We start from the raw sequence: 26,189 nt of genomic DNA on the forward strand, positions 1-26,189 counted from the left end.
CGCTCAGCGGGCGAGCGGCTCGGCCACGCGCCGGGCCGCCGGCTCGGGCGCCGATCCGGTCGGGGCGCCCGCGGCGGGGGAGAGCCGCACCGCCACGCCGGGCGCCAGGCCCAGCGTCCGCGCCTCCGCGCGGGTCACGACGACGGACACCACCTCGTCCCCGGCGGTCACCTCGGCGCGCACCTCGAAGCCCACGCGCGTCGTGCGCGTCACGACGCCGGTCACGCTCGCCGCGTCCGCCGTCTCCCCGGCCGCTACGTCTTGGTGCGCCGACCGGTCGAGCCCGGGCCCGCCGTCGGGCAGCACCTCGACGTGGACGTCGTGCGGGCGCACGAGGACGCCACCGAGGCGGGTCACCGGGCCGAGGAAGCCCATGACGAAGTCGTTCGCGGGACGGTCGTAGAGGTCGTCGGGCGTGCCGACCTGCTCGATGCGGCCCTCGTTGACGACGACGATCTCGTCCGCGACCTCGAGCGCCTCCTCCTGGTCGTGCGTGACGAACACCGTGGTGACGGGGATCTCGTCGTGCAGGCGGCGCAGCCAGTCGCGCAGCTCCTTGCGGACCTTCGCGTCGAGCGCGCCGAACGGCTCGTCGAGCAGGAGGACGCTCGGGCGGATCGCGAGCGCGCGGGCGAGCGCCATGCGCTGGCGCTGCCCGCCGGAGAGCTGCGAGGGCAGCCGGTGCGCGAAGCTCTCGAGGTGCACGAGCCGCAGGAGCTCGTCGACGCGCTCGGCGACCTCGGCCTTCGGCGTGCGGCGGATCTCGAGCCCGAACGCGACGTTCCGCGCGACGGTCAGGTGCTTGAAGGCCGCGTAGTGCTGGAAGACGAAGCCCACGTTGCGACGACGCGCGGGCAGGTTCGTGGCGTCGCGGCCCTCGATCTCGACCTGGCCGGAGTCCGGCACCTCGAGCCCGGCGACGACGCGCAGCAGCGTGGACTTGCCGCCGCCGCTCGGGCCGAGCAGCGCCGTGAGGCGGCCGGTCGGCACGGAGACGGAGACGTCGTCGAGCGCGACAAAGTCGCCGAAGGTCTTGCGGACGTCGCGGATCTCGATGCTCATGCGTCGGCCTCCGTGGGGGCGGCGGGGCGGGTGGACCTGAGGGTGCGGGGGGAGATCGCGGTGCGGGGGGAGCGGCGGGGCCGGGGGCCGGCGGCGTCGTCGGAGCGCAGGAACGTCACGGCGACGATGCACGCCACGGACACCGACGCGAGGAGGAACGCGACGGCGTAGGCGGTGCCCTGCTCGAAGTCCTGGTACCGCTGCTCGACGAGCAGCGTGGACGTCTGCGTGCGGCCCTCGAAGTTGCCGGAGACGACCTTGACCGCGCCGAACTCGCCGAGGGCGCGCGCGAGCGTGAGCACGACGCCGTAGACGACGGCCCACCGGATCGCCGGCAGGGTGATGCGCCGGAACGTCTGGAGGCGGCTCGCCCCGAGGCTCGTCGCGGCGAGCTCCTCGTCGGTGCCGAGCTCCGTGAGGACCGGCACGACCTCGCGGATGACGAGCGGGAGGCACACGAACGCGGTGGCGAGGACGATGCCCGGCGGCGCGAAGATCACCTGGAGCCCGGCGTCCTCGAGCGCGCCGCCGAACCAGCCGTTCTTCCCGTACACGAGGACGAGCGAGAGCCCGACGACGATCGGGGAGACGGACAGCGGGAGGTCGAGCAAGGCGTTGAGGAGGGCCTTGCCCGGGAAGTCGTACCGGACGATGAGCATCGAGATCCCGACGCCGAACACGGTGTTGATCAGCACGACCTGCACCGCGACGGCCGCGGTGAGCTGGAGCGCGAAGACGACGGACGGGTCGGCGAGGGCACGCTGGAACGTCTCGAGCCCGTCGGCGAACGCGCCGCGCACGACGAGCGAGACCGGCCACCCGACGAGCAGCACGAGATAGATGACGACGGCGGCGCGCAGCGTGCGGCGCACCCAGGGAGAGCTATCCACGGCGGGCCACCCTGCGCTGGAGGAGCTGGATCGTCGCGATGACGAGCAGCGAGACGAGGAGGAGCACCGACGCGACGGCCGCCGCCTGCTCCGGCTGGCCGTTCTCCAGGTAGCTGAGGATGCGCACGGAGCCGACCTCGGTGCGCATCGGCAGGTTCCCGGAGAGCAGGACGAGCGCGCCGTACTCGCTGATGGCGCGCGCGAACGACAGCGCGGCGCCCGCGGTGATCGCGGGCGCGAGGGCCGGGAGGACGACGCGGCGGAAGGTCGTGGCCCGCGTGGCGCCCAGCGACGCGGCGGCCTCCTCGACGTCCCGGTCCAGCTCGGCGAGCACGGGCTGCACGCTGCGCACCACGAAGGGCAGCGTGACGAACAGGAACGCGAGGAAGACGGCGGCGCGGGTGTTCGCGACGTCGATCCCCAGCGGCCCCGACGGCCCGTACAGCGCGAGCAGCACGAGTCCGGCGACGATCGTGGGGAGCGCGAACGGGATGTCGATGAGCACCTCGAGGAGCCGCTTGCCGGGGAACCGGTCGCGCACGAGGACCCACGCGATCAGCGTGCCCATGACCACGTTGACGGCGGTCACGGCGAGCGCCTGCGTCACCGTGAGGGTCAGCGCCGCGGCGGTCTGCGGCTGCGTCACGGCGGCGACGAAGGCGGGCCAGCCGCCGACGGACGTCTCGACGAGCACGGCGACCAGCGGGACGAGGGCGAGGGCCGAGAACCACACGAGCGCGACGCCGAGCCCGAGGCCCGAGGTCGCCGTGAGCCGGTAGGGGCCGTTGGGCGCCCGACGGCGCGTGCGGCCGGGAGGCGCGGCCGGGGCCGGACGGTGCTCGCGCGCCGCCCGGCCCGGTCGTTCAGCGAGGGTCGAGGCCACGGTTCACTGCTTCCCGGTCTCGGCCTGGATCTTCGTCACGAGGCCCTCGTCGCCGAAGAACTTGTCGTTGGTCGCGGACCAGCCGCCGAAGTCGTCGGCGATGGTGAGGAGGGTGGGGACGGTCGGGAACGGGTCGCTCGGGTCGTTCGCGCCTTCGACCTCGACGTCGACGTCGCCGGTGAGCGGGCGGAAGCCCACGTGCGCGAACGCCTCCTGGCCCTCGGGCGTGAGGACGAAGTCGAGGTAGCTCTGCGCCTTCGGGTCGGCGTCGACCGTCACCGCGGCGGGGTTCTCGATGAGGAGCGTCTGGTCGGGGACCACGTAGTCGAACGTCTCGCCGTTCTGCCGCGCGAGGATCGCCTCGTTCTCGTAGGAGAGCAGGACGTCGCCGGTGCCGGACGTGAAGGCCGTCGTCGCGTCGCGGCCGCTGCCGGGCAGCGCCACCGCGTTGCTGAAGAACTTCCGCAGGTACTCGGTCGCGTCCTCCTCGGAGCCGCCGTTCGCGATGACGCTGCCCCACCCGGCGAGGATGTTCCAGCGGGCCGAGCCCGACGAGCCGGGGTTGGGGGTGACGATCTCGACCCCGGGCCGGACGATGTCCTCCCAGCTCCGGATGTTCTTCGGGTTGCTCTCGCGGACCACGAGGACCACGACGGACTGGCTGACGATGCCCTGGTTCTCGCCCGCGTCCCAGTCCTCGGCGACGAGGCCCGCGTCCACGAGGCGCGTCACGTCGCCCTCGAGCGAGAAGTGCACGTAGTCGGCCTCCAGCCCGTCGGCGACCGCGCGGCTCTGGTCGCCGGACGCGCCGTACGACGTCTCCCAGGTCACGCCCTGGCCGTCCTCGGTCTCGCCCCAGAGCTCCTGCGCCGCGTCGTTGCCCGCCTTGGGCACGGCGAAGCCGACGAGCGAGAGCGTCGTGGGCTCGACGTCGGAGCCCCCGTCGCCGCCCGCGTCGCCCCCGCCGGACCCGTCGACGGCGGTCGGCGCGCAGGCGGTGAGGACCAGGGCGGTGGCTGCCGCGGCAGCCGCGAGGGTGATCGTCGTCCGGAGGCGTCGCATGGTGTCGTCCTTCGTCGGGTCCCGGGAGGCGGGAACGGTGGTGGTGCGGGCCCGGCGCGGTGGCGATACTTGACTCGCTCGGTCCGGTAAGTCGAGATTCAAGCGCGGCGTTCCCACGCAGCGAAACCCCCGACCGGCAGATGGGACGACGTAACGCCACCGTGAACGACGGCGGGCCGCCGTCCGCCTGCTCGTCCGCTTCCGCCCTCGCTCGCACGCTGTGGGACACTGAGGTACGTGGCCCCCCGCGGAGATGGACTTCTCAACCACGACCTCATGCCCGGCGAGAAAGGCCCCCAGGACGCCTGCGGCGTCTTCGGTGTCTGGGCGCCCGGCGAGGAGGTCGCCAAGCTCGCCTACTTCGGGCTCTACGCGCTGCAGCACCGCGGCCAGGAGTCGGCGGGCATCGCGACGAGCAACGGCGAGCAGATCCTCGTCTACAAGGACATGGGCCTCGTCTCCCAGGTCTTCGACGAGACGGCCCTCAACGCCCTGACGGGGCACATCGCCGTCGGGCACTGCCGCTACTCGACCACGGGCGGCGTGACGTGGGAGAACGCGCAGCCCACGCTCGGCGCCACCGCGTCCGGGACCGTGGCCCTCGGGCACAACGGCAACCTCACCAACTCCGCCGAGCTCGTCAACCTCGTCGCCGAGCGCTACGGCAGCCAGCGCCGCGGCGAGCTCGCGCGCGGCAACACCACGGACACCGCGCTCGTCACCGCGCTCCTCGCGGGCGACGCCGACCACACGCTCGAGGCGACGGCGCTCGAGGTGCTCCCGCGCCTGCGCGGCGCTTTCTCGCTCGTCTTCATGGACGAGCGCACGCTCTACGCCGCGCGCGACCCGCAGGGCGTGCGCCCGCTCGTGCTCGGCCGTCTCGAGCGCGGCTGGGTCGTCGCGAGCGAGACCCCCGCGCTCGACATCGTGGGCGCGTCCTTCGTGCGCGAGGTCGAGCCCGGCGAGCTCATCGCGATCGACGCCGAGGGGCTCCGCTCGCAGCGGTTCGCGCCCATCGAGCGCGCGGGCTGCGTCTTCGAGTACGTCTACCTGGCCCGCCCGGACACGAGCATCAACGGCCGCTCGGTGCACGCGGCGCGCGTCGAGATGGGCCGCCAGCTCGCCCGCGAGCACCCGGTCGAGGCGGACCTCGTCATCCCGGTCCCCGAGTCGGGCACGCCTGCCGCCGTGGGCTACGCCGCCGAGTCGGGCATCCCGTTCGGCCAGGGGCTCACGAAGAACGCCTACGTGGGTCGCACGTTCATCCAGCCGTCGGACACGCTCCGTCAGCTCGGCATCCGCCTCAAGCTCAACCCGCTGCGCGACGTGATCCGCGGCAAGCGGCTCGTCGTGGTCGACGACTCGATCGTGCGCGGCAACACCCAGCGCGCGCTCGTGCGCATGCTGCGCGAGGCCGGCGCCGCCGAGGTGCACGTGCGCATCAGCTCGCCGCCCGTGAAGTGGCCGTGCTTCTACGGCATCGACTTCGCGTCGCGCGCCGAGCTCATCGCGAACGGCCTCTCGCCGCACGAGATCGGCCAGTCGCTCGGTGCCGACAGCCTCGGCTACATCTCGACCGAGGGCATGATCTCGGCGACCGAGCAGCCGTCGTCCCAGCTCTGCACGGCGTGCTTCACGGGCAAGTACCCCATCGAGCTGCCGCCCGACGACCAGCTCGGCAAGCACCTCCTCGAGCAGGCCGAGCTCCCGCTCGGGGCGCCCGAGGACGGGCTGCGCAGCCTCTCGGTGACCGCCGGCGGCGCCGGCGCCCTCCAGCACCCCTGACCCGCACCCTCCGCACCACCGGCGCGCGCGCCGCGAGACACCTTTGGAGCCGACACCATGACTGCCGACTCGCCCCGCACGGGCCTCACCTACGCCGCCGCGGGGGTCGACACCGAGGCCGGTGACAAGGCCGTCGAGCTCATGAAGGACGCCGTCCGCCGCACCCACGGGCCGCAGGTCCTCGGGGGCGTCGGCGGGTTCGCCGGGCTCTACGACTTCTCCGAGGTCGCGACGTACCGCCGTCCGCTGCTCGCGACGTCGACCGACGGCGTCGGCACCAAGGTCGCGATCGCGCAGGCGCTCGACGTGCACGACACGATCGGCTTCGACCTCGTCGGCATGGTCGTCGACGACATCGTGGTGGTGGGCGCCAAGCCGCTGTTCATGACCGACTACATCGCGTGCGGCAAGGTCGTGCCCGAGCGCATCGCGGGCATCGTCCGGGGCATCGCCGCCGCCTGCGAGGTCGCCGGCACGGCGCTCGTCGGCGGGGAGACGGCCGAGCACCCGGGCCTGCTCGGCGAGGACGAGTACGACGTCGCGGGCGCGGCCACGGGCGTCGTCGAGGCGGACGCGCTGCTCGGCCCGGATCGCGTCCGCGAGGGCGACGTGCTCGTCGGCATGGCGTCGTCGGGCCTCCACTCGAACGGCTACTCGCTCGTGCGCGCCGTGCTGAAGCACGCGGGCTGGGGCCTCGAGCGGCACGTGGACGAGCTCGGCCGCACCGTCGGCGAGGAGCTGCTCACCCCGACGCGCGTCTACGCGAGCGACTGCCTCGCCCTGGCCGCCGACGACGCGGCCCAGGTCCACGCGTTCACGCACGTCACGGGCGGCGGCCTGGCCGCGAACCTCGCGCGCGTCCTCCCGGCCGGGCTCGTCGGCGTCGTGGACCGGGGGAGCTGGGACGTGCCGCCCGTCTTCCGCCTCGTGCGCGAGCTGGGCGGGGTCCCGCGTGGCGACCTCGAGAACACGCTCAACCTCGGCGTCGGGATGGTCGCGGTCGTGGGCGCGGACGGCGTCGACGCCGCCCTGGCGCGGTGCGCCGCGCTGGGCGTGCCCGCATGGGTGCTCGGCACGGTCGAGGCCTTCGACCCGGGGGCGTCCCGCGACCTGGCCGACGGTGACCTGGTCGCCGGCACCAAGGGCGTCCAGGCGGGCGCGGTGCGCCTCGTCGGCGACTACCGGTCCTGATCACCGCCCGGTCGGGTCGGCGCGCGGGTCCCGCGGCGTCCGGCCCGGCCTGGGCTGCGTGCCCGCGGGCGCGACGTCGCGGTGGTCCGTCGCGGACTCGCGGTGGGGTGCTCTGTCGTCGGCGCCACGGACGCACGACGACGGCGCCACCGCCTGCGGGCAGGCGACGGCGCCGTCGAGGTCAGATGCGTCCGTGCGAGACGGCGGAGGGGGTGTCGCGGACGACCGTCAGCGGTCGTCGGACCAGTCGTTGTAGCGCTGGTCGTAGCGCTCGAGGTCGTCCGGCTCGGCGCCGAAGCGCGAGTCCGTCACGACATCCGTACGGCTGTGACCCGTGAGCTCCTGCTCGAGCGCACTGTAGTTCGTCTCGGGGCTGTAGTACTTCAGCGCGCGAGCGACCTTGGTCTGCTTTGCCTTCTGACGGCCGCGGCCCATGGCTCCGACCCCCTCAACGTAGAAGCGGGGCGGCAACGTACTCAGACGTGCGGCCCCGGGGTGTAGTTTCGTCTGTTCAGGGTCCAACGGTACATGCTCAGGGCCTATTCCATCCACTCAGGACCCCGGCCGAGCCGCGGACGTGCCTACCGTCACACAGTCTCCACCGCGCGGGCTCGCGCGGACCGGGTCCGGCGGTCGGAAGAGCCCTTACGGACCACCTGCGGCAACGCTCTCGTATGCCGCAGGAGCGCCTATCCGGCCGATCCGACCATAGAGCGCCTAATTCACCCGTCCGTCAAGTCGCCCGAAATCCGCATGCTGCGACAATGGAAGGTACTGGCGTCGTGCTGTCGTCGTGATCCGGGGTATCTGCCGGACCAGCGCGTACCAGGAGGAGGTGTCGTGATGTCCATGCACGGAGAGTCCGAGGTTCTGCTCACGCCCGCCGAGGTCGCCAGCCTCTTCCGCGTCGACCCCAAGACCGTCACCCGCTGGGCGAAGGCGGGCAAGCTGTCGTCGATCCGCACCCTGGGCGGCCACCGGCGCTACCGCGAGTCGGAGGTCCGAGCCCTGCTCGGTGCCGCGAGCGAGCCCGCGGAGGGCAACGACAAGTCCTGACCCGGCGCGGGCCGCGCCCACGGCTCTCGCGCGGCGGCACGACGTCGCACGGATGCCGGTACGACGCGCGCCCTCGCGCCTCGCGCTGGCCGCGCCCCGGTCGCGTGCGTCGTCGAACATCCCGGACGTCCCGCGTGACGGACACCTCCCGCACGCCGGAACGCCGTCGACCCCGCGTCCGATGGAGCATCGGCGCGGGGTCGACGGCGTTCGTCGACGGGTTCGCTACGAGCGGCGACGGAGGATCGCCGCGGCCACCAGCGCGACGCCGACCACGGCAGCACCCAGCAGGAGCTTGACGTTGCGGGACCGGTCCGGGTCCTCCTCGGGCAGGCCGTTGCCGGAGAGGAACGCCCCGGTGTCGCTCGCCGCCTGCTTCGCCTGCTGCGCGGCGGCCTTGGCCTGGACGCGCGGGTCGAGGCGCGTGGTGAGCTCGTCGATCGTCCCCGCGAGCTCCTTGCGGGTCCGGGCGATCTCGTCCTCGAGCTGGGACGGGGAGAGCTGAGGGTCGGGGGTCTCGCCGTTTCCGCTCACGGGCGCAGTCCTTCCTTGATGGTCGCGACGTCTTCCTTGATGCTCTCGACCGCGCCGGTCGGCGTCGGGGGCACGCCCCGCTGGAGCTGCTTGACGCCGACGAACGCGAGCGTACCGGCGACCAGGACGAGGGCGCCGCCGACGATCAGCGCGGCGAGCCACAGCGGCATCGCGGTCGCGAGGCCCTCCATGGCGGAGTGCAGCAGGAAGCCCAGGCCGTACAGCACGAGCACACCGCCGACGACGAGCAGGCCGATGCCGATGCCGGCGTGCTTCGCCTTCGTCGTCAGCTCGGCCTTCGCGAGGGCGATCTCCGAGCGGACGAGCCGGGTCGCCTGCTCGGACAGGCGCTCCACGAGCTGTCCGACCGTCGGCTTCTGCTCCTCGGGCGGGATGCGCCCGTCGATCCAGTCGCTCATCTCTCAGCCTTTCCGCAGGTGATCCCCCACCACTCAACCGGCACCGGGGTCGGCGCGCAACTTCCCCGGGGGTGTGCGTGGTGCCCCGGGGCGAGACGGGCGCCGTTCCGGCTCGGGACGCAGAAGACCCCCGACCGGAATCCCGGGCGGGGGTCTCTCGGTGGCTCCGACCGGCGTCGATCCGGTGACCTTTCGATTTTCAGTCGAACGCTCTACCAACTGAGCTACAGAGCCATGGGGGAAGAGCCCGGCCGGCCGATGCCGACCGGGCTCTTCGCCTCACGCGACCCTGACGGGACTTGAACCCGCGACCTCCGCCGTGACAGGGCGGCGCGCTAACCAACTGCGCTACAGGGCCTTGCTGTTCTTCGCGAGACACACCTTAGCACCAGGGAACCCGGTGATTTTCACCAGTGATCCTGGTGGCGTGGTGGCCCGCATTCGAACCGAGAGGATCGTACCGTACCGGTGAGCCGATCCGTAAATCCGCCGGTGGCCACCGGTCCCGACGCGATCTCGCGTACCCCCAACGGGATTCGAACCCGTGCTACCGCCGTGAAAGGGCGGGGTCCTAGGCCGCTAGACGATGGGGGCTCAGGAACGACGGCCAGTGTACAGCGGCGTCGCCGGGCGTTCCTCGTCGGATCCGCCTCCCGCGCGGGGGAGGATGGGCGGGTGGTGGAGATGACGCGGGCCGAGTTCGAGGACGCCGTGCGCGACGGGCTGGACCTCGTCCCCGAGGACCTGGCGGCGCAGATGGACAACGTCGTGGTGCTCGTCGAGGACGACGCGCCCGACGACGACCCCGAGCTGCTCGGGCTCTACGAGGGGGTGCCGCTCACGGAGCGGGACCACATGTGGGCGGCGGGCGCGCTGCCCGATCGCATCACGATCTTCCGCAACCCGACGCTCGCGATCTGCGAGACGCGCGAGGACGTGGTCGAGGAGGTCGCGGTGACCGTCGTCCACGAGATCGCGCACCACTTCGGGATCGACGACGACCGGCTGCACGAGCTCGGCTGGGGCTGAGCCCGGGCGGTCCGCGGGTGCCGATCGCTAGGATCGGCGGGTGACGACGAGCGCCGCGAGCGACCCCCGGCACGACGGCGCGCACGACCACGAGGCGGTCGCGCGCCTCCTGCACGCGCTCGCCGAGCCGCGCCGCCTGGCGATCGTGCACCTGCTCACGGGCTCCGAGCGGCGCGTCGTCGACCTCACGCGCGAGCTCGGGCTGGCCCAGTCGACCGTCTCGGCGCACCTCACCACGCTGCGCGACGTGGGGGTCGTGGCGGTGCGACGGGAAGGGCGGTCGTCCTGGTACCGGCTCGTGCGGCCCGAGGTCGCGCACCTCCTCGCCGACGCGGAGCACGTCGCACTCGCCCCCTGACCCCTGCGCGTGGCGCGCCTCACGGTGCACTCCGTCTAGAAAACATCGATGATCACCGATAACATCGGTACATACCGATGAATGGAGGATCGATGGGAGCGGGTCACGACCACGGCGCAGGTGGCCTCGACGCGCCCGACCACCGCAGACGGCTCGCCGTCGCGTTCGGCATCACCGCGACGATCCTCGCGGCCCAGGCCGTCGGCGCGGTGCTCACGGGGAGCCTGGCGCTCCTCACGGACACGGCGCACATGCTCACCGACGCGGTCGGGCTGGCCGTCGCGCTCGTCGCGGCGTCGCTCGCGCTGCGCCCGGCGACCAAGCACCGCACGTGGGGCTTCCGCCGCGTCGAGGTGCTCGCGGCGCTCGCGCAGGCGGCCCTGCTCCTGGCGGTCGGCGCGTACGCCGCGGTCGAGGGCGTCCGGCGCCTGCTCGAGCCGCCGGAGGTCCCCTCCTCCGAGCTGCTCGTGTTCGGGATCGTCGGCCTCGTGGGGAACCTCGTCGCCATCGCGGTCCTCGCGTCGGGGCGGCGCGCGAACCTCAACCTGCGCGCGGCGTTCCTCGAGGTGGTCAACGACGCGCTCGGTTCCGTCGGCGTCATCGTGGCCGCTGTCGTGATCGCCACGACGGGCTACCAGCGGGCCGACGCGATCGCCGGCCTGCTCATCGCGGTCCTCATCGTGCCCCGCGCTTTCCGGCTCCTGCGCGAGGCGACGGCCGTCCTCATGGAGTTCACGCCCGAAGGGCTGGACCTCGACGACGTACGCCGGCACATCCTGTCCCTCGACCACGTCGAGGACGTCCACGACCTGCACGCGTCGACGGTCGCGACCGGGCTCCCGACCATCTCGGCGCACGTGGTCGTGGACGACGCGTGCTTCCGGGACGGGCACGCGCTGGAGATCGTCGAGCGGGTGCGCACGTGCGTGGCGCACCACTTCCCGGTCTCCGTCGAGCACTCGACCTTCCAGCTCGAGACCGCGGCCCTGCGCGACCGCGAGGCCCACGGCCACGCCTGAGGGCGCCGTCGGGCCTTCTCGCGACGCGCGACCGGACACCCGGGGGACGGGCCGCCGTCGGGCGGGACGCGCGCACTAGGCTGGTGGCATGACGATCCTCGTGACCGGCGGAGCCGGGTACATCGGCGCGCACGTGGTGCGCCTCCTGCAGGAGCGCGGCGAGAAGGTGGTCGTCGTCGACGACCTGAGCACGGGTCGCGCGGACCGCGTCGGCGACGCGGTGCTCGTCGAGGTCGACGTCGCGTCGCCCGAGGCCGTGGACGTCCTCACGCGCGCGATGGCCGAGCACGACGTGCGCGCGGTGGTCCACTTCGCGGCGCGCAAGCAGGTGGGGGAGTCGGTCGAGAAGCCGGCCTGGTACTACCAGCAGAACGTCGGTGGCTTCACGAACCTCGTCACCGCGATGCAGGCGGCCGGTGTCGACCGCCTGGTCTTCTCCTCGTCGGCGGCGACGTACGGCATGCCGTCGGTGTCCCTGGTCGAGGAGAAGCTGCACGCCGAGCCGATCAACCCCTACGGCGAGACGAAGCTCGTCGGGGAGTGGCTCGGCCGGGCCGCGACCCGCGCGTGGGGCCTGCGGTTCGTCGCGCTGCGCTACTTCAACGTCGCCGGCGCGGGCTGGCCGGACCTCGGCGACCCTGCGGTGCTCAACCTCGTGCCCATGGTGCTCGACCGCCTGGAGCGCGGCGAGCGGCCCAAGATCTTCGGGGACGACTACCCGACGCCGGACGGCACGTGCATCCGGGACTACATCCACGTCCTCGACCTCGCGCAGGCCCACCTCGCCGCGCTCGAGTACCTCGACGTGGACGAGCGTCCGTTCGACGTCTTCAACGTCGGCACGGGCGAGGGCTCCTCGGTGCGCGAGGTGATCGACGAGATCGGGCGCGTGAGCGGGCTCGACGTCACGCCTGAGGTCCTGCCCCGTCGCGCGGGCGACCCGCCGCAGCTCGTCGGGAACCCGCGACGGATCAACGAGCTCTTCGGCTGGCGCGCCACCAACGGGCTGCCGGAGATCATCTCGTCGGCGTGGGAGGCCTGGCAGTCCGGGCCTCGCCGCATCGACACGACGCGCGAGGCCGCCTCCGAGGTGTGAAATCCGGCGTCCCGTGCGACCCTACATCCCTCAGCATGCTGAGGATTGACCGGGGAGGTGCCCCGGCGACGGAAGGCGGGACGACGACGTGGGTGACGAGAGCGACGCGGCACGGCTGTACGACCTGACCGCCGCACGCACGAGCCGGGTCGTGCTGGCGGCGTACTCGACCTCGTTCGGGCTCGGCGCACGCCTGCTCGACGCGCCGACCCGCGACGGGATCGACGCGGTGTACGGGCTCGTGCGGATCGCGGACGAGGTCGTGGACACGCGCCGCGGCGACGGTGCGGCGGACCTCCTCGACGAGCTCGAGGCGGAGACGGCGCGGGCGCTCGACCGCGGCTGGTCGACGAACCTCGTCGTCCACTCGTTCGCGCGCGCCGCGCGCCGCTGCGGCTTCGGGCACGACGAGGTCGACCCGTTCTTCGCCTCGATGCGCACCGACCTCACGGTCCGCGTGCACGACCGGGAGAGCTACGAGCGGTACGTCTACGGCTCGGCGGAGGTCGTCGGCCTCATGTGCCTCGAGGTGTTCCTCAACGCGCGCCGCCGACCGGGAGAGCCGCTGCGCGTCCCGGACCCGGTGCTCGTCCGGGGCGCCCGCGCGCTCGGCGCGGCGTTCCAGAAGATCAACTTCCTGCGCGACCTGCGCACCGACCACGACGAGCTCGGGCGCGCGTACCTGCCCGGCGTCGTCCCCGGCCGCCTGCGCCGCCGGGACGTCGAGGCGTTCTGCCGCGAGGTGGAGGGCGACCTCGCCGCGGCCCGCGCCGCGCTGCCCGGCCTCCCGGTGCGCCCGCGCATCGCCGTGGCCGCGACCGTCGCCGTCTACGAGCGGCTCCTCGCGCGTCTCGCCGCGACGCCGCCGGAGGACATCCTGCGTGCGCGCGTGCGCATCCCGGACACGATGAAGGTCGCGCTCGCGGCGCGCGCCGCCGGCGGCCAGCTCCTCGGCCAGGTGGCGTCCGCCCGGTCCCCGCGCCCGCGGAAGGTGCTCGCGTGAGGGCTCCGCGCGTCGTCGTCGTCGGGGGCGGGATCGCCGGGCTCGCCACCGCCGCCCTGCTCGCGCGCGGCGGCGCCCGGGTGACGCTGCTCGAGCGGCACGACGAGGTGGGCGGCCGGGCCGGGACGCTCGAGGTGGACGGCTTCCGCTTCGACACGGGCCCGTCCTGGTACTTCATGCCCGAGGTGTTCGAGCACTTCTTCGGGCTGCTCGGCGCGCGCGTCGAGGACCACCTCGACCTCGTCCCGCTCGACCCGGCGTACCGGGTCTTCTTCGAGCCGGGCGCGGACGGCGCGGCGTCGACGTTCGAGCTGTCCGGCAACCCCGGCGTGAACCGGTCGCGGCTCGACGCGATCGAGCCGGGTGCCGGAGGCCGGGTCGCCGCGTACGCCGAGGACGCGAGCGAGGCGTACGGGCTCGCGCTCGACCACTTCCTCTACACGACCTTCGAGCGCCCCGACCGGGCGCTCTCGCCCGCGGTGGTGCGCCGGCTGCCGCGCCTGGCCGCGCTCCTGCGCGAGTCGCTCGCCGACCGCGCCGCGCGCGCCGTGGAGGACCCGCGGCTCCAGCAGCTCCTCGGGTACCACGCCGTGTTCCTCGGGTCGTCGCCCTACCGCGCGCCCGCGCTCTACTCGCTCATGAGCCACCTCGACCTCGTCGACGGCGTCCAGTACCCCCGCGGGGGCATGTACACGCTCATCGAGGCCGTCGAGCGGCTCGCGCGCGACGCGGGCGCCGAGGTGCGCACCGGCGCCGACGTCGCCGGCATCGAGGTCGTGCCCGGCGGCGGTCGCCGCGGTCGGGTCACCGGCGTGCGCCTCGCGTCGGGCGAGCTCGTCGAGGCGGACGTCGTCGTCTCGGCCGCCGACCGGCACCACACGGAGACCGCCCTCCTCGAGCCCCGCTGGGCCGACCTCCCCGCCGCGGCGTGGGAGGACAAGGGCCCCGGTATCTCGGCGCTGCTCGTGCTCGCGGGCGTCCGCGGCGAGCTGCCCGAGCTCGCGCACCACTCGCTGTTCTTCACGAAGGACTGGCCCGCCAACTTCGACGCGGTGCTCGGCCCGGACCGTCGCAGCGACCCCCGTGGCCTGCGCGTGCCCGAGCCCGCCTCGCTCTACGTGTCGCGCACGAGCGCGACCGACGGGCCGACGTCGGCCGCGCCCGCGGCGCCGCCCGGCCACGAGAACCTGTTCCTCCTCGTCCCGTTCCCCGCCGACCCCACGCTCGGCGGGGACGAGCCGTCGCGGCGCACGCTCGACGGGCTCGCCGACCGCTACCTCGCCCAGGTGGGGCGCTGGGCGGGCGTCGAGGACCTCCCGGGGCGCGTCGTCACGCGGCGCGTGCTCGGGCCCGCGCACTTCGCGACCGAGCTCTCGGCCTGGCGTGGCGGCGCGCTCGGCATGGAGCACACCCTGCGGCAGTCCGCCCTGTGGCGCCCGGGGAACGCGTCCCGCCGTGTCGACGGGCTCTACCACGCCGGAGGTGGCACGATCCCGGGCGTGGGACTGCCGATGTGCCTGATCAGCGCCGAGCTCGTCGCCAAGCGGCTGCTCGGCGAGACGTCCGCGCGTCCGCTGCCCGAGCCGCTGCGCGAGGGCTTCCTCGCCGCGAGCCGCCGGCCCGAACGGCTCCGGCCGGCGGACCGGCCGGTGGCGGTCCGCCGGTGACGGGCCTCGCCTACCTCGGTGCGCTCGCGGTCTCGCTCGGCGGCCTCGCCGTGCTCGACCGCCGGTTCCGGCTCGCGTTCTGGTCCGACCCCCGGCGTGCGGCGCTCACGGTCGGTCTCGGCGTCGTCGGGTTCCTCGCGTGGGACGTCGCGGGCCTCGCGCTCGGGATCTTCGCGCGCGGGGAGAGCCCGTGGATGACCGGGCTGCTGCTCGCCCCCGACCTCCCCGTCGAGGAGGCGGTGTTCCTGACGCTCCTGTGCTACAACGCGCTGCTCGTCTGGCGGGGCGCCGAGCGGGTGCTCGCGGCCCGCCGCGCCGGGGAGGACGACGCGTGACGAACATCGTGCTCAACGTCATCGTCCTCGCGGCGCTCGTCGTGGTGTCGTGGCGCGTGCTGCGTCGGCTGCGACCCGGGCCGCTCGTGTGGACGGCCGTCGTCATGTGCGTGCTCACCCTCGTGTTCGACACGCTGATGATCGCCGCCGACCTGTACGTCTACCACCCCGACAAGATCCTCGGCGTCTACCTCTGGGGGGCGCCGCTCGAGGACTTCGCGTACGCGCTCGCCGCCGCGCTCGGGATGCCGGTGCTGTGGACCGTGCTCGGCGCGCGCGGTCGCGACCGCACCGCGGGCCGCGGGCCCGGGCGCGGAGCCGGGCGCGGGCGTGCCGCGGAGGACGGCCGATGAAAGAGGTCCTCGCCGCCTCGCGGCCGTTCTCCTGGATCAACACGGCCTACCCGTTCGCTGCCGGGTACCTCGTCGCGACCGGCGGGCGCGTCGACCTCGCGCTCGTCCTCGGGACGCTCTACTTCCTCGTGCCGTACAACCTGCTCATGTACGGCGTGAACGACGTCTTCGACTACGCGAGCGACCTGCGGAACCCGCGCAAGGGCGGGATCGAGGGCGCGCTGGCGGACCCGGCGACCGCGCGCGTCACGCACCGTCGCATCCTGCGCGCGTGCGTCGCGACCAACGTGCCGTTCCTCGTCGCGCTCCTGCTCCTCGGCGACCCGCTCGCGGGCGCGGTCCTCGCGCTCGTGGTGTTCGGCGTCGTCGCCTACTCGGCGCCCCGGCTGCGGTTCAAGGAACGCCCGTTCCTCGACTCGTTCACCTCCGCGATGCACTTCGCGGGCCCGCTCCTCTACGCGCTCGTGCTCGTCGACGCGGACCTCTCCGCGCGCTCCGTCTGGCCCGTGCTCGTCGGCTTCGTGCTCTGGGGCATGGCGTCGCACGCGTTCGGCGCGGTGCAGGACGTGCGCGCGGACCGCGAGGGCGGCATCGCGTCCGTCGCGACGGCGATCGGCGCGCACGCGACCGTGCTCGCCGCGGCGGCGGCGTACGTCGGGGCGGCCGTCGTGCTCGCGGTGCTCCCGTGGCCCGGCGTCCTCGCCGCGCTGCTCCCGCTGCCGTACGCGGTCAACGTGCTGCGCTTCCGCGACGTGCGCGACGACGACTGCGAGCGCGCGAACGCGGGCTGGCGCGCGTTTCTGTGGCTCAACCTCGTCACCGGGTTCCTCGTGACGATGCTGCTCCTCGCGGACGCCCTCACCTGACGGGCCCCGCGTCGGCGGACAGGGACGACGACGGCCCCGGTCCGCGAGGTCGTCGCGGACCGGGGCCGTCGTCGTGGTGGTGCGGCTCGTCAGGAGATGTCGCCGTACTCCCAGTGCCAGGGCTCGTTCTTCGACCCGCCGGCGCGAGCCCACTCGGGGTTGTCCCACCCGTAGGCGGGCGCGTTGGCGCGCATCCACTCGTACTGCGCGGTGCCGTAGCTCTGGATGCCGCCGCCGAGGTCGAGCGCGAGCGCCCAGCCGTGGTTCGACATCCCGGGCGGCGCCGCGAAGTAGCCGCGGGACGCCTTCACGGCGACCTGGGACGCGTACGAGCGGTAGGAGTCCGTCACGGAGAGGTTCGCGCCGAACGTCTCGCGGAACTTCTCGTTGAGGGCCTCGATCTGGTGGGCGGCGTCGCAGCGGAGCTGCTCCCCGGGCGCGAACGACAGCTCGCAGAGCGCGCTCGCGGGGATCTGCCCGTTGCCGAAGCCCGCGGTGGAGGTGGCCCACTGGTCGAGCTGGGCGGCGACCTCCTCGGGCGACGGCGGTCCGGGCACGACCTGGACGGTCACGCCCGAGCCGGCGGCGTCGAGCAGGGTCGTGAGCTCCGCCGTCAGCGCGGCGATCTCCTCCGTGCCGCCGGTGCCGACGGGAGCCGTCGGCGCCTCGTCGGCGTCGGGCGCGTCCTCGGCCGGGGCGTCGGCGGGCGCGCCGGTGCCGAGGTCCGGTGCGTCGGTGGCCGTGTCCGCGGCTGCCGCGTCCTCCTCGGGCGACTCGGTCGCCGCGTCGGCGTCCGCCGACGGCGTGGCCGCGTCCGTCCCGGGCGCGGCGTCGTCGGCCGTCTGGGCGAGGTCCGGCGTCGCGGGGTCGAGCGTCGGGACGGCGGCCCCCAGCTCGTCGAGCGGCGTGCGGGCCGAGGACCGGCTCGCACGGTCGTCGCCGCGGCCGTCGAGAGCGGGCACGCTCGCGCCGAGCGTCTCGGCAGCGGTGAGGGCGTCGTCGGTCGGTGGCTCGTCGGCGGCCTCGGCGGACGCCGTGGCGTCGTCGGGGCTCGCGAGACCCGGCCCGGCGGGGGAGCCGAGGAGCGCCGCGTCCTCGGGCGCGGACGCCTCGGTCACGGCCTCGCTGAGGCGCGTGCGCGCGTCCTCGATCTGGGCCACCTGCTCGGGCGTGAGCGACGCGGCGCCCTCGCCGGTGAGGAACTGGGCTCGGACGAGCACGTCGCTCGCCGCCTCCACGGTCGCCGGGTCGGCGGTCGCGAGGTCGGCGGGCGCGCCGAGGACCACGGGGGCCACGGCGGTGCCGGACGTCGGGGCGTCGGCGGGCGTCGCGCCGCTCGCGTCCGTCGTGGCGGACGACGCGGACGGCGCCGCCCCGTTGGCGAAGGCCGCCGCGGCGGTGCTCGCGGTGAGCGCGACGGCCGCGACGGCGGCGCCGGTCCCGAGGGTGCGGCGACGCCGGGTCGCGGCGGTGCCGGTCCCGGGCGTGCCACGGCGGGCGGCGGAGACGAGTGCGGCGGGGAACGAGGCCCGGCGCGCGGTGTGGCGGCCCATCTAGCGCGCCTCGCCGCGGACGGCGGGGTACGCGCCGGTGGTGCCGGTCGGGGTGGACGTGAGGTGCTGTGCAGTGGTCAAGCGGACGATCCGATCATCGGGTCGTGGTCGCGGGCGGTCGAGCGCGGCGCGCTCCGGTCCCTGGGCACCTGCGCAGGGGAGCGCGGGGTGACCACGACGGCGTGCGGTCGGGCGGGACGCGAGCGCGCCCTCTCACCACGACGCCGACAGGCACGGTCTCGGGGTGGACCGCGGAGGCCTGTCGGCTGTTCCATCTTCAACTAGACGGACGTCCAGAGAAGTGGTCTCACGAGGGGAACCCCCGCGAATGGCGTGGGGACCGTGTGCTCAGGACGTGAAGAGGGTACGTGTCACGCGTCCTGCATCGCGCGTGACGGCCGATCCGACGAGCGTCCCGAGCGCGATCCCGAACACGGCGACGACCGCGTTCGCGATCTCCTGCGCGGCCTCGGGGCCGCCGTTCACGAGGTCCGAGAGGCCCAGGAGGCTCAGCGCACCGGGCACCAGGAGCCAGAACGCGGGCAGCGTCGTGACCGCTGCGGGCGGCCCGTGCCGCGAGCGCTCGACCAACGCGGCGAGCGGGGCGATGACGAATGCCCCGAAGAACCCGGCGAGGGGCGCCGCGGCGAGCGACCCGAGGAGCTGGGCCGCGTAGGCGCCGAGCAGCACGAGCAGCACCCAGGGGAGCGACCCGCGCGGGGACGACGCGAAGAGCATCTGCCCCAGCCCGACGGCGAGGATCCCCACCCACGGAGCCCACCACCCGAGGTGGTCGCCCTGCGGCGCCGCGACGAGCGGCCCCCCGACGGCGGCCCCGGCGACGACGCCGAACACGAGGAGCAGGAGCTGCGCGATCCCGTAGACGAGCCGGCTCGCCCCCGCGACGATCTGGTTGCTCGTCAGCTCGATCGCCGCGACGGTGAGGACCGACCCGGGCAGGAACGAGACGAGCGGGGGGACGAGAACGCTCAGCGGGTCGTCGCCCAGCCGCGGGTGCACCACGTCCACGGCGAGGAGCGTGACGACGAACGCGGCGACGACGGGCAGGGCGGTCGCGAGCGTCGGCCAGCGCGTCCCGAGCCAGCGCAGCGCGCCGACGAGCAGCCCGAGGGCGAGGTAGACGGGCAGGAGCGGGCCCGTCGGGTTGAGCACGAGCCCGAACCCGACGGTGAGCAGGCCGTGCCCGACGACCGTGAGCGCGGGACCGAAGCGGGGCGGGCGCCCGACGATCGCGCGCAGCTGCGCCCGTGCGTCGGCGAGCGGGACGTCCGACGTGCGCAGGCGGCGCACGAGCGTCATGAGCGCCCCGATCTGGTCGAGGTTGAGCCCGCTCGCCTCCGCGGCCGAGAAGTCCGCCACCGTGCCGCTCGCGGTGCTCACCCGGACGAAGACGCCCGTGGGCAGGACGAGGGTGCCGACGGTCGAGGCGCCCGACCTCCGGGCGACCGCCTCGAGGTCGTCCTCGACGTCCGTGACCGAGCGACCGGAGTCGAGGAGCGCCGTCCCGAGCTCGCGCAGGAGGGGCACGAGGTCGGGCGAGACCTCGGGCGGCTCGGTCTCGACGGCGAGGGGCGGCTCGTCGCCCAGCGCGCGCAGGACCCGGCGCACGACCGACGGAGCTCGGCGGACGTCGTCGAGCCAGGTCGCGTGCCGGCGGCGGGTCAGGGCGGGTCCTCCGTGCTCACGGCGACGAGCGCGAGCAGCGCATCCGCGTAGGCGTCCGCCGGGTCCGTGGCGCGGTGCTCGGCCGCCTCGCCGAGCACCTCGGTGCGCACGACGTAGCCCTCGGCCGTGCGCTCCAGCCGGCGGAACGTGCCGCCGAGCAGCTCGCGGAGCTGTCCCTCCAGCGGGTGCCACAGCGCGTCCTCGAGCGCGACCGAGTCGAGCGCCCACTCCGTCGTGCCGTTGAAGCCGAGCACGACGCCCGTGTCGAACTCGTGCGGCTCGATGGTCATGTCGCTCACGGTGAAGACGTCGCCGTCGGCGCCGGTGGTGAGGAGGCGGAAGCGGTCGCCCGAGGCGGGGGACCACCGCACGCCCGCGTCGCGCAGGGCGAGCGCGTGCTCCCACGAGATCATGCCTGCCACGGTAGGCCCGGCCCGGCTGCCGCGCGCGTCGGCCCGTGTCCCGACCAGCGGGACGATCCGTCCCGCGCCCGCGCGCGTTCACGACCCGGAAACACCGGCGCCGTTCACTCGTCCCATGACCCACGACGTCCCCGGGGACGTGCGGCGGACCGGCGGCGACCCCGCCCCCGCCCTGGCCCCGAGCCCGCCCACCCGACCCCGATCCGGACCGCCCGTCACCGGCGCCGGTCCCGTGACCGTCGCGATCGAGCGCCGCGTCCGACCCGAGAACGTCCCCGCCGTCACGCGCTGGGTGCAGGACGGGGTCAACCTCGCCAACCGCTACCCGGGCTTCCTCGGCTCCGGCTGGGTGCGCGCGTCCGCCGGGTCGCACGACTGGCACATGCTCTACCGGTTCGCCGACGCCGCGACGCTCGACGCGTGGGAGACGTCGTCCGACCGGGTGGGGTGGCTCGCGCAGGGCCGGGACCTCGTCGAGGAGACGCGGGTCGAGCGCCGCACGGGCATCGAGGGCTGGTTCGACGCCCCGACGACGCCCGCGCCGTCGCCCGCGACGTCGAGCCCGGCGGTCGCCGCGGCGCCGCCCCGCTGGAAGCAGTCCGTGAGCATCTGGCTCGGGTTCTTCCCGGTGAACCTCGCGTTCACCGTGCTCGTCGGGAGCACGGTCCCCGCGTGGGACGACGTGCCCGTCGTCCCGCGCGTGCTCGTCACGACGCTCGTCCTCACGCCCGTCATGACCTACCTCGTGCTGCCGCGCGTCACGCGGCTGCTCGCCCCGTGGCTGGCCCGCCCCCCACGGTCCCGGGTGCCCCGCGCCCGCCGCACGGCCCGGAGGTGACGGTCTCGCACCCTGCCTAGCCTGGGGGGATGGACACCGAGCTCGAGAGCACGACCGACGTCCTCGTCACCCTCGGGGCGGTCGCGGCGGGCGTGGTCCTGGCCTTCGTGCTGGGGACGGTGATCTCGGCCGTCGTCCGGCGGGCCGGGCGGCGCAGCGAGCTGGCCCGGGACCTGTCGCGACGGCTCCGGCGACCGGACCGCGCGGTCCTCACCGTCGTCGCCGTCTGGATCGCCGTGCGCGTCACCACCGACGCAGGGACGCCGTGGCGGCCCGCCGTCGAGCACCTGCTGCTCATCGCACTCATCGTGGTGGGCGCGTGGTGGGTGGGCGCGATCGCGTTCGTGCTCGAGGACTCCGCGCTCCAGCGCTACCGCATGGACACGGCCGACAACCGGCACGCGCGCCGCGTGCGGACGCAGATCACCGTGCTGCGGCGGCTCACCGTCGCGGTGATCGTCGTCTGCGCGGTCGCGGGCATCCTGCTGACGTTCCCCGCCGCGCGGGCGGCGGGGGCGAGCCTGCTCGCGTCGGCCGGGCTCATCTCCATCGTCGCGGGGCTCGCGGCGCAGACCTCGCTCGCCAACGTCTTCGCCGGCATGCAGATCGCGTTCACCGACGCGATCCGCGTCGACGACGTCGTGGTGCTCGAGGGCGAGTGGGGCCGCATCGAGGAGATCACGATGACGTACGTCGTCGTGCACCTGTGGGACGACCGCCGGCTCATCATGCCGTCGACCTACTTCACGACGACGCCGTTCCAGAACTGGACCCGGCGCGCTGCCGACCTGCTGGGCACGGTCGAGCTCGACCTCGACTTCGAGGTGCCGGTCGGCCCGATGCGCGCCGAGCTGCGGCGCCTCCTCGGGCTCACGGACCTGTGGGACGAGCGCGTCGGCATCCTCCAGGTGACCGACGCCGTCGGGGGGCTCGTGCGCGTGCGCGCGCTCGTCAGCGCGCACGACGCCCCGACGCTGTTCGACCTGCGGTGCTTCGTGCGCGAGGGTCTCGTCGACTGGTTGCAGCGCGCCGCGCCCCAGGGCCTGCCGCGCACCCGGCTCGAGCGCGCGGTGGACGCCCTGGACCTCGACGGACCGGACGAGCGCGACGGGCTCGGCGCCGGGGGTCCGGACGTGCCCGGCGGCCCCGGTCGCGACGCCACGGACGACGACGGTCCCGTCGCCCCGGCGCGCCCGCCCCGGCTCCCCGCCGAGCGGGGTGCGCGCCGTGCCGACGCGCCCGTCGTGCTCGGCACGATCCGGCGTGCGGGCCGGGGCGCGGGCGCCGCGCCGAGCGAGGACCCGACGCGGCTCGTCGGGGTCGTGCCGGGCCCCCGGGACGGCGCGGGTCGTCCCGGCCACGCCGGAACCCGGGCGACGGACGGGAGCGTCGGCGACGCCGAGGCGCCGGGCAGCACCCGGCCGCTGCCCGCCGTCGGGCACGACGACGACCTGCCCGAGGCCGCGGAGTCCGCCTTCTTCAGCGGGACGCCCGAGGGCGAGGAGCGATCGCGGGCGTTCGCGGGTCCCGGCCAGGACGTCATCGAGGAGCGCGAGCGCACGGCCGAGCACGAGACGGTGCCGGACGACGACGCCCCCGACCACGGGACCGGCGACGGTCGAGCACGGGCCTGACGACCGGATTCGCCGCGACGCGGTCGCGGACCCCGTGCTCGATGGCGGGGCTCGTCAGGGGAGAGCGGGGAGGGGCGGGACCTCCAGGCTGGTGTCCGCGTAGGGGGCGACGAGGAGCGTCGCGGTCGCCCAGCCGCGCGTCAGCAGGCCCGTGTCGGAGTCGGGCTCGGAGTGCCGCTCGGTGCCCGAGTACTGGAGCACGAGGTGCCGGTCGCCGTCCTCGTGGATGTTCGCCTGGACGAGCCCGAACGACGCGAGCGGCGCCTGCCGCAGCCCCCGCAGGCGGTCGGGGGCGACGTCGGGCACGTTGACGTTGAGCGTGCGGCGGTCGAGCGGGACCCCGGCGGGCGCGCCGTCCATCCACGCGAGCACGTGGTCCGTGACGAGCCGCGCGGTGTCCCAGTGGCGGGGCTCGGCGGCGTCGACGGACACGGCGAGCGAGCGGATGCCGTGCGTCATCGCGGACAGCGCCGCGCCGACCGTGCCCGAGTGCAGGATCGCGTTGCCCGTGTTCGCGCCCTTGTTCGCCCCCGAGAGCACGAGGTCGGGACGCGGGCCGAACCCGCCGTAGGCGGCGACGAACGCGATGAGCGCGGGCGCGGCGCGCACGGCGTAGGAGGTGACGTCGTCGGGCAGGCCGGGTGCCCGCCGCGGCTCGACGGCGAGCCGACCGTCACGCTCCGCGCCCAGCAGCGCGGCGCTCGCGCCCGACGACTCCCGGGCGGGCGCCGCCACGACGACCTCGTACCCGGCGTCGAGCGCCGCCCCGGCGAGCACCGCCAGGCCGGGGGAGTCGATCCCGTCGTCGTTGGTCACGAGTGCGCGCACGAGGTCCTCCTGGGGGTCGGGTCCGGGTACTGGTGCGGGGTCACGCTCCGCGGGGTGGCGTCAGGTCACGTCCTCGACCGTGACGCTGCGCGCGAAGCGCTCGATCTGGTCGCGGCGGCCGGTCCCGAGGCCTCGCCGCGTGACGTTGAGCGCCCCGGCCGCGGCGCCGAGACGCACGGCGTCGGGCAGGCCGAGCCCGCGCCCCAGCCCGACGGCGATCCCCGCCGTCATCGAGTCGCCCGCGCCCCGGTGGTCGACGGTGGTGACGCGGGGCGTCGTGACCCGGTACGTGTGCTCGCGCGTGACGAGCAGCGACGGGTCGTGCGCCCGGGACACGACGAGCGCGCGCGGGCCGGCGTCGACCATGGCGCGCGCGGACCGCAGGAGCGTCTCCTCGGACTCGTCGTCGCTGAAGCCGCCCTCGACGAGCTCCTCGTGGCTCATCTTCAGCACGACCCCCGGCGCGTCGGCGACGGCCCGTGCCTGGTCGGCGGAGAGGTCCGCGACGACCTGGCTGTCCGAGGCGTGCAGGTCGTGGGCGAGGCGGCGGAAGAACGACGCCGGGACCCCGACGCCCGTCTCCGAGCCGGTGAGGATCGTGACGGCCGCGTCGAGCGCGCTGACCAGGACGGTGCTGTAGAGGTCGTCGACCTCGTGCCGGTTCAGGGGGTAGGGGTCCATCGTCACGAGCTCGGTGCGCTGACCGCTGCGCCGGTCGTGGACGAACGCCCCGTTGCCGCCGGTGCCGACCGTGCGCAGCTCGAGGTTCTCGGTGCGGGCGAGGTGCGCCGCGACGCTGCCCGTCTCGCCGCCGAACGGCCCGCAGACCACGACGTGCGCCCCGAGCGAGTACGCCATGCGGGCGAGCCACAGACCCTGCCCGCCCGGGTGGACGTGCACCTCGGGCGACGTCTCGGTCGGCCCGGCGGGCTCGATCTCGATCGCGAGCAGGGGCGTCAGGGCGAGCACGCACACCGCGGGCGAGCGGGGCGCGCCGCCGGGCGCGGCAGGGCTCGTCGCGGTGCCGGGCGGGTGCGCACCCGGGGGCGTCGGCGGGGTCGTCGCGCTCATCCGTCGAGGCTAGGGCGACGTCGCGAGGTCCACCTCTCGGGCGCCCGGACGCCCGGCGTGGCCGAGCCGTGCGTCGAGCCAGCCGACGAGACGGTCGGGTCGGTCGGTCATGATGCCGTCGACGCCCTGGACCAGGAGGTCGTCCCACTCGTCCGGCGCGTCCGCGGTCCACACGTGCACCCGCAGGCCCGCGTCGCGCAGCGTCCTCACGAGGCCCGGCTCGTGCGCGAGCAGCGCGACCTCCGGGTTGCACGCCACGACCTCCAGGTCCGCGCACACCGCGACCAGCTCGTCGAGGCTGTCCGGGTGCAGCGCGAGGAGCAGCGCCCGGTCGAGGTGCGGGGCGGCGTCGCGCAGCGCGGCGACCGTGGGCGGCCAGAACGACTGGACGACCACCCGGTCCCCGATCCCGGCGGCGTCCACGACCCCCGTCACGAGCGCCGCGTCGTCGATCGTCCACACGCCCTTGAGCTCCACGAGCAGCTCGATCCCGGGCCGCTCGGCGACGAACCGCGCCGCCTCCTCGAACGTCGGGACGCGCTGGCCCGCGAACGCCCGCGCGAACGACGACCCGGCGTCCAGCGCCCGGACCTGCGCCAGCGTCAGCGCGTCCACGCGGCCGGTGCCGTCCGTGGTCTCGTCCACGACCTCGTCGTGCAGCACCACGACGTGCCGGTCGGCGGTGAGGTGCACGTCGAGCTCGATCGCGTCCGCGCCCGCGCGCCACGCCGCCTCGAACGCCGCGAGCGTGTTCTGCGGCGCGACGGACGAGTTGCCCCGGTGCCCGACGACGAGGGGCCGGCCCGCGCGGTCGGCGGCCGGTTCGAGGAGGCGGGGGCGGCGCGGTGGGTCGGACGGCTCCGCGGGCGTCCCGGGTGCGGTGCGGTCGAACGGCATGGTGCCAGTCTCGCGCGGGGTGGTGGTCAGCGCGCGCGACCGGTGAGCGCGAGGAGACGCGTGAGATCGTCGGCGTCGTCGTCGACGTCGAGGGGGCCGCGGAAGAGCGGGCCGGGCTCGAGGAACGTCGAGCGCGCCTCGGCGTAGCGGAGCGCCCACGCGACGAGCGCCGGGTCGAGCTCCTCGTCCCCGCCTGTCGCCCGGGCGAGGTCCCAGGCGTGCACCACGAGGTCGAACGTCATCTGCGCGCAGTACTCCGCGCCCGACTCGTCGCCGTACGAGAGGTGCACGCGACGGTCGAGGGCGTCGGGCGCGAGGAACGCCTCGCGCGCCTGGACGGACGCGTCGACCCAGCGGTCGACAGGGTCGTCGCCGAGCACGTCCCCGTCGAAGACGCCACCGACGTCCTCGATCCAGCGGCCCGCGAGGAGCTCCGGGGCCCACAGCTGCTCGGCCGTGACGTGGTTGACGAGGTCGCGCACGGTCCAGTCCGCGTCGGGCGTGGGGAGCGGCCACCGGTCGTCGCGCAGCGGGCGCACGAGCGCGTCGAACGCGCCGATCGCGTCGCCGTGGGCGGCGAGGACGTCCATGCGGGCCTCCCGGGGCCGGGTGCTGCGGTGAGCCTCCACCGTGGCACGCCCCGTCGCGCGCC

The 26,189-nt window shown here is 74.6% G+C and carries 28 protein-coding genes and 3 tRNA genes; 14 read left to right on the forward strand and 17 right to left on the reverse strand.

Going from position 1 to position 26,189, the window contains the following annotated elements; translation table 11 throughout:
• Window positions 1-3: 3 nt before the first annotated feature.
• The 4 genes from ACZ4MO_RS02520 to ACZ4MO_RS02535 are packed head-to-tail and all read right to left on the reverse strand — an operon-like array spanning window position 4 to window position 3,897.
• Entirely contained in the window at window positions 4-1,062 is a 1,059-nt protein-coding gene (locus tag ACZ4MO_RS02520; protein WP_175007556.1) for a TOBE-like domain-containing protein, read from the reverse strand.
• The gene (locus ACZ4MO_RS02525; protein WP_175007557.1) at window positions 1,059-1,952 is read right to left on the reverse strand and encodes a sulfate ABC transporter permease subunit; all 894 of its coding nucleotides are present in this window, start codon (window positions 1,950-1,952) and stop codon (window positions 1,059-1,061) included. Before ACZ4MO_RS02525 ends, ACZ4MO_RS02520 begins: the two co-directional genes overlap by 4 nt.
• Window positions 1,945-2,835, reverse strand: coding sequence for a sulfate ABC transporter permease subunit CysT (gene cysT / locus ACZ4MO_RS02530; protein WP_175007558.1), 891 nt, complete (start codon window positions 2,833-2,835; stop codon window positions 1,945-1,947). Before cysT ends, ACZ4MO_RS02525 begins: the two co-directional genes overlap by 8 nt.
• A gap of 3 nt (window positions 2,836-2,838) precedes the next feature.
• Window positions 2,839-3,897 carry a sulfate ABC transporter substrate-binding protein gene (locus ACZ4MO_RS02535; RefSeq protein WP_175007559.1) on the reverse strand — a complete coding sequence of 353 codons (1,059 nt, stop codon included), beginning with the start codon at window positions 3,895-3,897 and terminating at the stop codon, window positions 2,839-2,841.
• Between the two features lie 276 nt (window positions 3,898-4,173).
• Here ACZ4MO_RS02535 and purF point away from each other — a divergent pair, with 276 nt between their 5' ends.
• A complete protein-coding gene (gene purF, locus ACZ4MO_RS02540) occupies window positions 4,174-5,682 on the forward strand; it encodes an amidophosphoribosyltransferase (RefSeq protein WP_021479808.1) in 1,509 nt (502 codons plus the stop codon).
• Between the two features lie 57 nt (window positions 5,683-5,739).
• Window positions 5,740-6,873, forward strand: coding sequence for a phosphoribosylformylglycinamidine cyclo-ligase (gene purM, locus ACZ4MO_RS02545; protein ID WP_175007560.1), 1,134 nt, complete (start codon window positions 5,740-5,742; stop codon window positions 6,871-6,873).
• 228 nt (window positions 6,874-7,101) lie between these two features.
• On the opposite strand, the gene ACZ4MO_RS02550 is transcribed toward purM, so the two are convergent.
• Window positions 7,102-7,308: a DUF3073 domain-containing protein gene (locus ACZ4MO_RS02550; protein WP_021482112.1), complete on the reverse strand. Its 207-nt coding sequence runs from the start codon at window positions 7,306-7,308 to the stop codon at window positions 7,102-7,104.
• 408 nt (window positions 7,309-7,716) lie between these two features.
• Between ACZ4MO_RS02550 and ACZ4MO_RS02555 the strand changes: the two genes are divergently transcribed.
• Window positions 7,717-7,929 carry a BldC family transcriptional regulator gene (locus tag ACZ4MO_RS02555; protein ID WP_074805891.1) on the forward strand — a complete coding sequence of 71 codons (213 nt, stop codon included), beginning with the start codon at window positions 7,717-7,719 and terminating at the stop codon, window positions 7,927-7,929.
• A 225-nt stretch (window positions 7,930-8,154) separates the two neighbouring features.
• On the opposite strand, the gene ACZ4MO_RS02560 is transcribed toward ACZ4MO_RS02555, so the two are convergent.
• The 5 genes from ACZ4MO_RS02560 to ACZ4MO_RS02580 form a co-directional block, all read right to left on the reverse strand.
• A complete protein-coding gene (locus tag ACZ4MO_RS02560; protein ID WP_074805523.1) occupies window positions 8,155-8,463 on the reverse strand; it encodes a DUF3618 domain-containing protein in 309 nt (102 codons plus the stop codon).
• Window positions 8,460-8,882 carry a phage holin family protein gene (locus ACZ4MO_RS02565; protein WP_175007561.1) on the reverse strand — a complete coding sequence of 141 codons (423 nt, stop codon included), beginning with the start codon at window positions 8,880-8,882 and terminating at the stop codon, window positions 8,460-8,462. Before ACZ4MO_RS02565 ends, ACZ4MO_RS02560 begins: the two co-directional genes overlap by 4 nt.
• 161 nt (window positions 8,883-9,043) lie before the next feature.
• Window positions 9,044-9,116, reverse strand: a tRNA-Phe gene (locus ACZ4MO_RS02570).
• 50 nt (window positions 9,117-9,166) lie between these two features.
• Window positions 9,167-9,240: transfer RNA gene (locus ACZ4MO_RS02575), tRNA-Asp, on the reverse strand.
• Window positions 9,241-9,403: 163 nt separating this feature from the next.
• A tRNA-Glu gene (locus ACZ4MO_RS02580) sits at window positions 9,404-9,476 on the reverse strand.
• Window positions 9,477-9,557: 81 nt separating this feature from the next.
• On the opposite strand from ACZ4MO_RS02580, the gene ACZ4MO_RS02585 reads away from it, so the two are divergent.
• From ACZ4MO_RS02585 to ACZ4MO_RS02625, 9 genes are all read left to right on the forward strand, one after another.
• Window positions 9,558-9,911, forward strand: coding sequence for a metallopeptidase family protein (locus tag ACZ4MO_RS02585; RefSeq protein ID WP_061268312.1), 354 nt, complete (start codon window positions 9,558-9,560; stop codon window positions 9,909-9,911).
• A 40-nt stretch (window positions 9,912-9,951) separates the two neighbouring features.
• Window positions 9,952-10,269 (forward strand): ArsR/SmtB family transcription factor, encoded by a 318-nt coding sequence (locus ACZ4MO_RS02590; protein WP_186810318.1) that lies wholly within the window; start codon window positions 9,952-9,954, stop codon window positions 10,267-10,269.
• Window positions 10,270-10,361: 92 nt separating this feature from the next.
• Entirely contained in the window at window positions 10,362-11,288 is a 927-nt protein-coding gene (locus tag ACZ4MO_RS02595) for a cation diffusion facilitator family transporter (protein WP_074805531.1), read from the forward strand.
• 88 nt (window positions 11,289-11,376) lie between these two features.
• A complete protein-coding gene (gene galE / locus ACZ4MO_RS02600; protein WP_175007562.1) occupies window positions 11,377-12,384 on the forward strand; it encodes a UDP-glucose 4-epimerase GalE in 1,008 nt (335 codons plus the stop codon).
• A gap of 88 nt (window positions 12,385-12,472) precedes the next feature.
• Entirely contained in the window at window positions 12,473-13,387 is a 915-nt protein-coding gene (locus tag ACZ4MO_RS02605) for a squalene/phytoene synthase family protein (protein WP_175007563.1), read from the forward strand.
• Window positions 13,384-15,054 carry a phytoene desaturase family protein gene (gene crtI / locus ACZ4MO_RS02610; RefSeq protein WP_175007564.1) on the forward strand — a complete coding sequence of 557 codons (1,671 nt, stop codon included), beginning with the start codon at window positions 13,384-13,386 and terminating at the stop codon, window positions 15,052-15,054. The genes ACZ4MO_RS02605 and crtI overlap by 4 nt, the downstream gene beginning before the upstream one ends.
• Window positions 15,051-15,389: a lycopene cyclase domain-containing protein gene (locus ACZ4MO_RS02615; protein ID WP_031317163.1), complete on the forward strand. Its 339-nt coding sequence runs from the start codon at window positions 15,051-15,053 to the stop codon at window positions 15,387-15,389. The genes crtI and ACZ4MO_RS02615 overlap by 4 nt, the downstream gene beginning before the upstream one ends.
• Window positions 15,386-15,742, forward strand: a complete 357-nt coding sequence (locus ACZ4MO_RS02620) for a lycopene cyclase domain-containing protein (protein ID WP_175007565.1) — start codon at window positions 15,386-15,388, stop codon at window positions 15,740-15,742. Before ACZ4MO_RS02615 ends, ACZ4MO_RS02620 begins: the two co-directional genes overlap by 4 nt.
• Window positions 15,739-16,608, forward strand: a complete 870-nt coding sequence (locus tag ACZ4MO_RS02625; RefSeq protein ID WP_175007566.1) for a prenyltransferase — start codon at window positions 15,739-15,741, stop codon at window positions 16,606-16,608. The genes ACZ4MO_RS02620 and ACZ4MO_RS02625 overlap by 4 nt, the downstream gene beginning before the upstream one ends.
• 89 nt (window positions 16,609-16,697) lie before the next feature.
• On the opposite strand, the gene ACZ4MO_RS02630 is transcribed toward ACZ4MO_RS02625, so the two are convergent.
• The 3 genes from ACZ4MO_RS02630 to ACZ4MO_RS02640 form a co-directional block, all read right to left on the reverse strand.
• On the reverse strand, window positions 16,698-18,161 hold the full coding sequence (locus ACZ4MO_RS02630) for a D-alanyl-D-alanine carboxypeptidase family protein (protein WP_175007567.1): 1,464 nt from the start codon (window positions 18,159-18,161) through the stop codon (window positions 16,698-16,700).
• A 348-nt stretch (window positions 18,162-18,509) separates the two neighbouring features.
• Window positions 18,510-19,790: a threonine/serine exporter family protein gene (locus ACZ4MO_RS02635; protein ID WP_186810319.1), complete on the reverse strand. Its 1,281-nt coding sequence runs from the start codon at window positions 19,788-19,790 to the stop codon at window positions 18,510-18,512.
• A 53-nt stretch (window positions 19,791-19,843) separates the two neighbouring features.
• Window positions 19,844-20,260 (reverse strand): hypothetical protein, encoded by a 417-nt coding sequence (locus tag ACZ4MO_RS02640; protein WP_175007569.1) that lies wholly within the window; start codon window positions 20,258-20,260, stop codon window positions 19,844-19,846.
• 124 nt (window positions 20,261-20,384) lie between these two features.
• Between ACZ4MO_RS02640 and ACZ4MO_RS02645 the strand changes: the two genes are divergently transcribed.
• Window positions 20,385-21,107, forward strand: coding sequence for an antibiotic biosynthesis monooxygenase (locus tag ACZ4MO_RS02645; RefSeq protein ID WP_175007570.1), 723 nt, complete (start codon window positions 20,385-20,387; stop codon window positions 21,105-21,107).
• Between the two features lie 29 nt (window positions 21,108-21,136).
• Window positions 21,137-22,741 (forward strand): mechanosensitive ion channel domain-containing protein, encoded by a 1,605-nt coding sequence (locus ACZ4MO_RS02650; protein WP_175007571.1) that lies wholly within the window; start codon window positions 21,137-21,139, stop codon window positions 22,739-22,741.
• A gap of 54 nt (window positions 22,742-22,795) precedes the next feature.
• Here the strand turns inward: ACZ4MO_RS02650 and surE are convergent, their stop codons facing one another.
• The 4 genes from surE to ACZ4MO_RS02670 are packed head-to-tail and all read right to left on the reverse strand — an operon-like array spanning window position 22,796 to window position 26,127.
• Complete coding sequence (gene surE / locus ACZ4MO_RS02655; RefSeq protein WP_175007572.1) at window positions 22,796-23,569, reverse strand: 5'/3'-nucleotidase SurE; 774 nt, start codon at window positions 23,567-23,569, stop codon at window positions 22,796-22,798.
• A 60-nt stretch (window positions 23,570-23,629) separates the two neighbouring features.
• Window positions 23,630-24,640 carry a PfkB family carbohydrate kinase gene (locus ACZ4MO_RS02660; RefSeq protein ID WP_175007573.1) on the reverse strand — a complete coding sequence of 337 codons (1,011 nt, stop codon included), beginning with the start codon at window positions 24,638-24,640 and terminating at the stop codon, window positions 23,630-23,632.
• A 9-nt stretch (window positions 24,641-24,649) separates the two neighbouring features.
• Entirely contained in the window at window positions 24,650-25,537 is an 888-nt protein-coding gene (locus ACZ4MO_RS02665; RefSeq protein WP_175007574.1) for a glycerophosphodiester phosphodiesterase family protein, read from the reverse strand.
• Between the two features lie 26 nt (window positions 25,538-25,563).
• The gene (locus ACZ4MO_RS02670) at window positions 25,564-26,127 is read right to left on the reverse strand and encodes a TIGR03086 family metal-binding protein (RefSeq protein WP_175007575.1); all 564 of its coding nucleotides are present in this window, start codon (window positions 26,125-26,127) and stop codon (window positions 25,564-25,566) included.
• Between the last annotated feature and the right edge of the window lie 62 nt (window positions 26,128-26,189).

Source organism: Sphaerisporangium cinnabarinum (assembly GCF_055567015.1).

What these genes read in the sequence shown, in the direction of transcription:
- ACZ4MO_RS02625 (WP_175007566.1), top strand. Translation starts at nt 15,739, where the DNA reads ATGAAAGAGGTCCTCGCCGCCTCGCGGCCGTTCTCCTGGATCAACACG.
- ACZ4MO_RS02650 (WP_175007571.1), top strand. Translation starts at nt 21,137, where the DNA reads ATGGACACCGAGCTCGAGAGCACGACCGACGTCCTCGTCACCCTCGGG.
- ACZ4MO_RS02645 (WP_175007570.1), top strand. Translation starts at nt 20,385, where the DNA reads ATGACCCACGACGTCCCCGGGGACGTGCGGCGGACCGGCGGCGACCCC.
- purF (WP_021479808.1), top strand. Translation starts at nt 4,174, where the DNA reads ATGCCCGGCGAGAAAGGCCCCCAGGACGCCTGCGGCGTCTTCGGTGTC.
- ACZ4MO_RS02630 (WP_175007567.1), bottom strand. Translation starts at nt 18,161, where the DNA reads ATGGGCCGCCACACCGCGCGCCGGGCCTCGTTCCCCGCCGCACTCGTC.
- purM (WP_175007560.1), top strand. Translation starts at nt 5,740, where the DNA reads ATGACTGCCGACTCGCCCCGCACGGGCCTCACCTACGCCGCCGCGGGG.
- ACZ4MO_RS02640 (WP_175007569.1), bottom strand. Translation starts at nt 20,260, where the DNA reads ATGATCTCGTGGGAGCACGCGCTCGCCCTGCGCGACGCGGGCGTGCGG.
- ACZ4MO_RS02550 (WP_021482112.1), bottom strand. Translation starts at nt 7,308, where the DNA reads ATGGGCCGCGGCCGTCAGAAGGCAAAGCAGACCAAGGTCGCTCGCGCG.
- ACZ4MO_RS02670 (WP_175007575.1), bottom strand. Translation starts at nt 26,127, where the DNA reads ATGGACGTCCTCGCCGCCCACGGCGACGCGATCGGCGCGTTCGACGCG.
- ACZ4MO_RS02535 (WP_175007559.1), bottom strand. Translation starts at nt 3,897, where the DNA reads ATGCGACGCCTCCGGACGACGATCACCCTCGCGGCTGCCGCGGCAGCC.
- ACZ4MO_RS02565 (WP_175007561.1), bottom strand. Translation starts at nt 8,882, where the DNA reads ATGAGCGACTGGATCGACGGGCGCATCCCGCCCGAGGAGCAGAAGCCG.
- ACZ4MO_RS02555 (WP_074805891.1), top strand. Translation starts at nt 7,717, where the DNA reads ATGTCCATGCACGGAGAGTCCGAGGTTCTGCTCACGCCCGCCGAGGTC.
- ACZ4MO_RS02665 (WP_175007574.1), bottom strand. Translation starts at nt 25,537, where the DNA reads ATGCCGTTCGACCGCACCGCACCCGGGACGCCCGCGGAGCCGTCCGAC.
- ACZ4MO_RS02520 (WP_175007556.1), bottom strand. Translation starts at nt 1,062, where the DNA reads ATGAGCATCGAGATCCGCGACGTCCGCAAGACCTTCGGCGACTTTGTC.
- galE (WP_175007562.1), top strand. Translation starts at nt 11,377, where the DNA reads ATGACGATCCTCGTGACCGGCGGAGCCGGGTACATCGGCGCGCACGTG.
- ACZ4MO_RS02595 (WP_074805531.1), top strand. Translation starts at nt 10,362, where the DNA reads ATGGGAGCGGGTCACGACCACGGCGCAGGTGGCCTCGACGCGCCCGAC.
- ACZ4MO_RS02660 (WP_175007573.1), bottom strand. Translation starts at nt 24,640, where the DNA reads ATGAGCGCGACGACCCCGCCGACGCCCCCGGGTGCGCACCCGCCCGGC.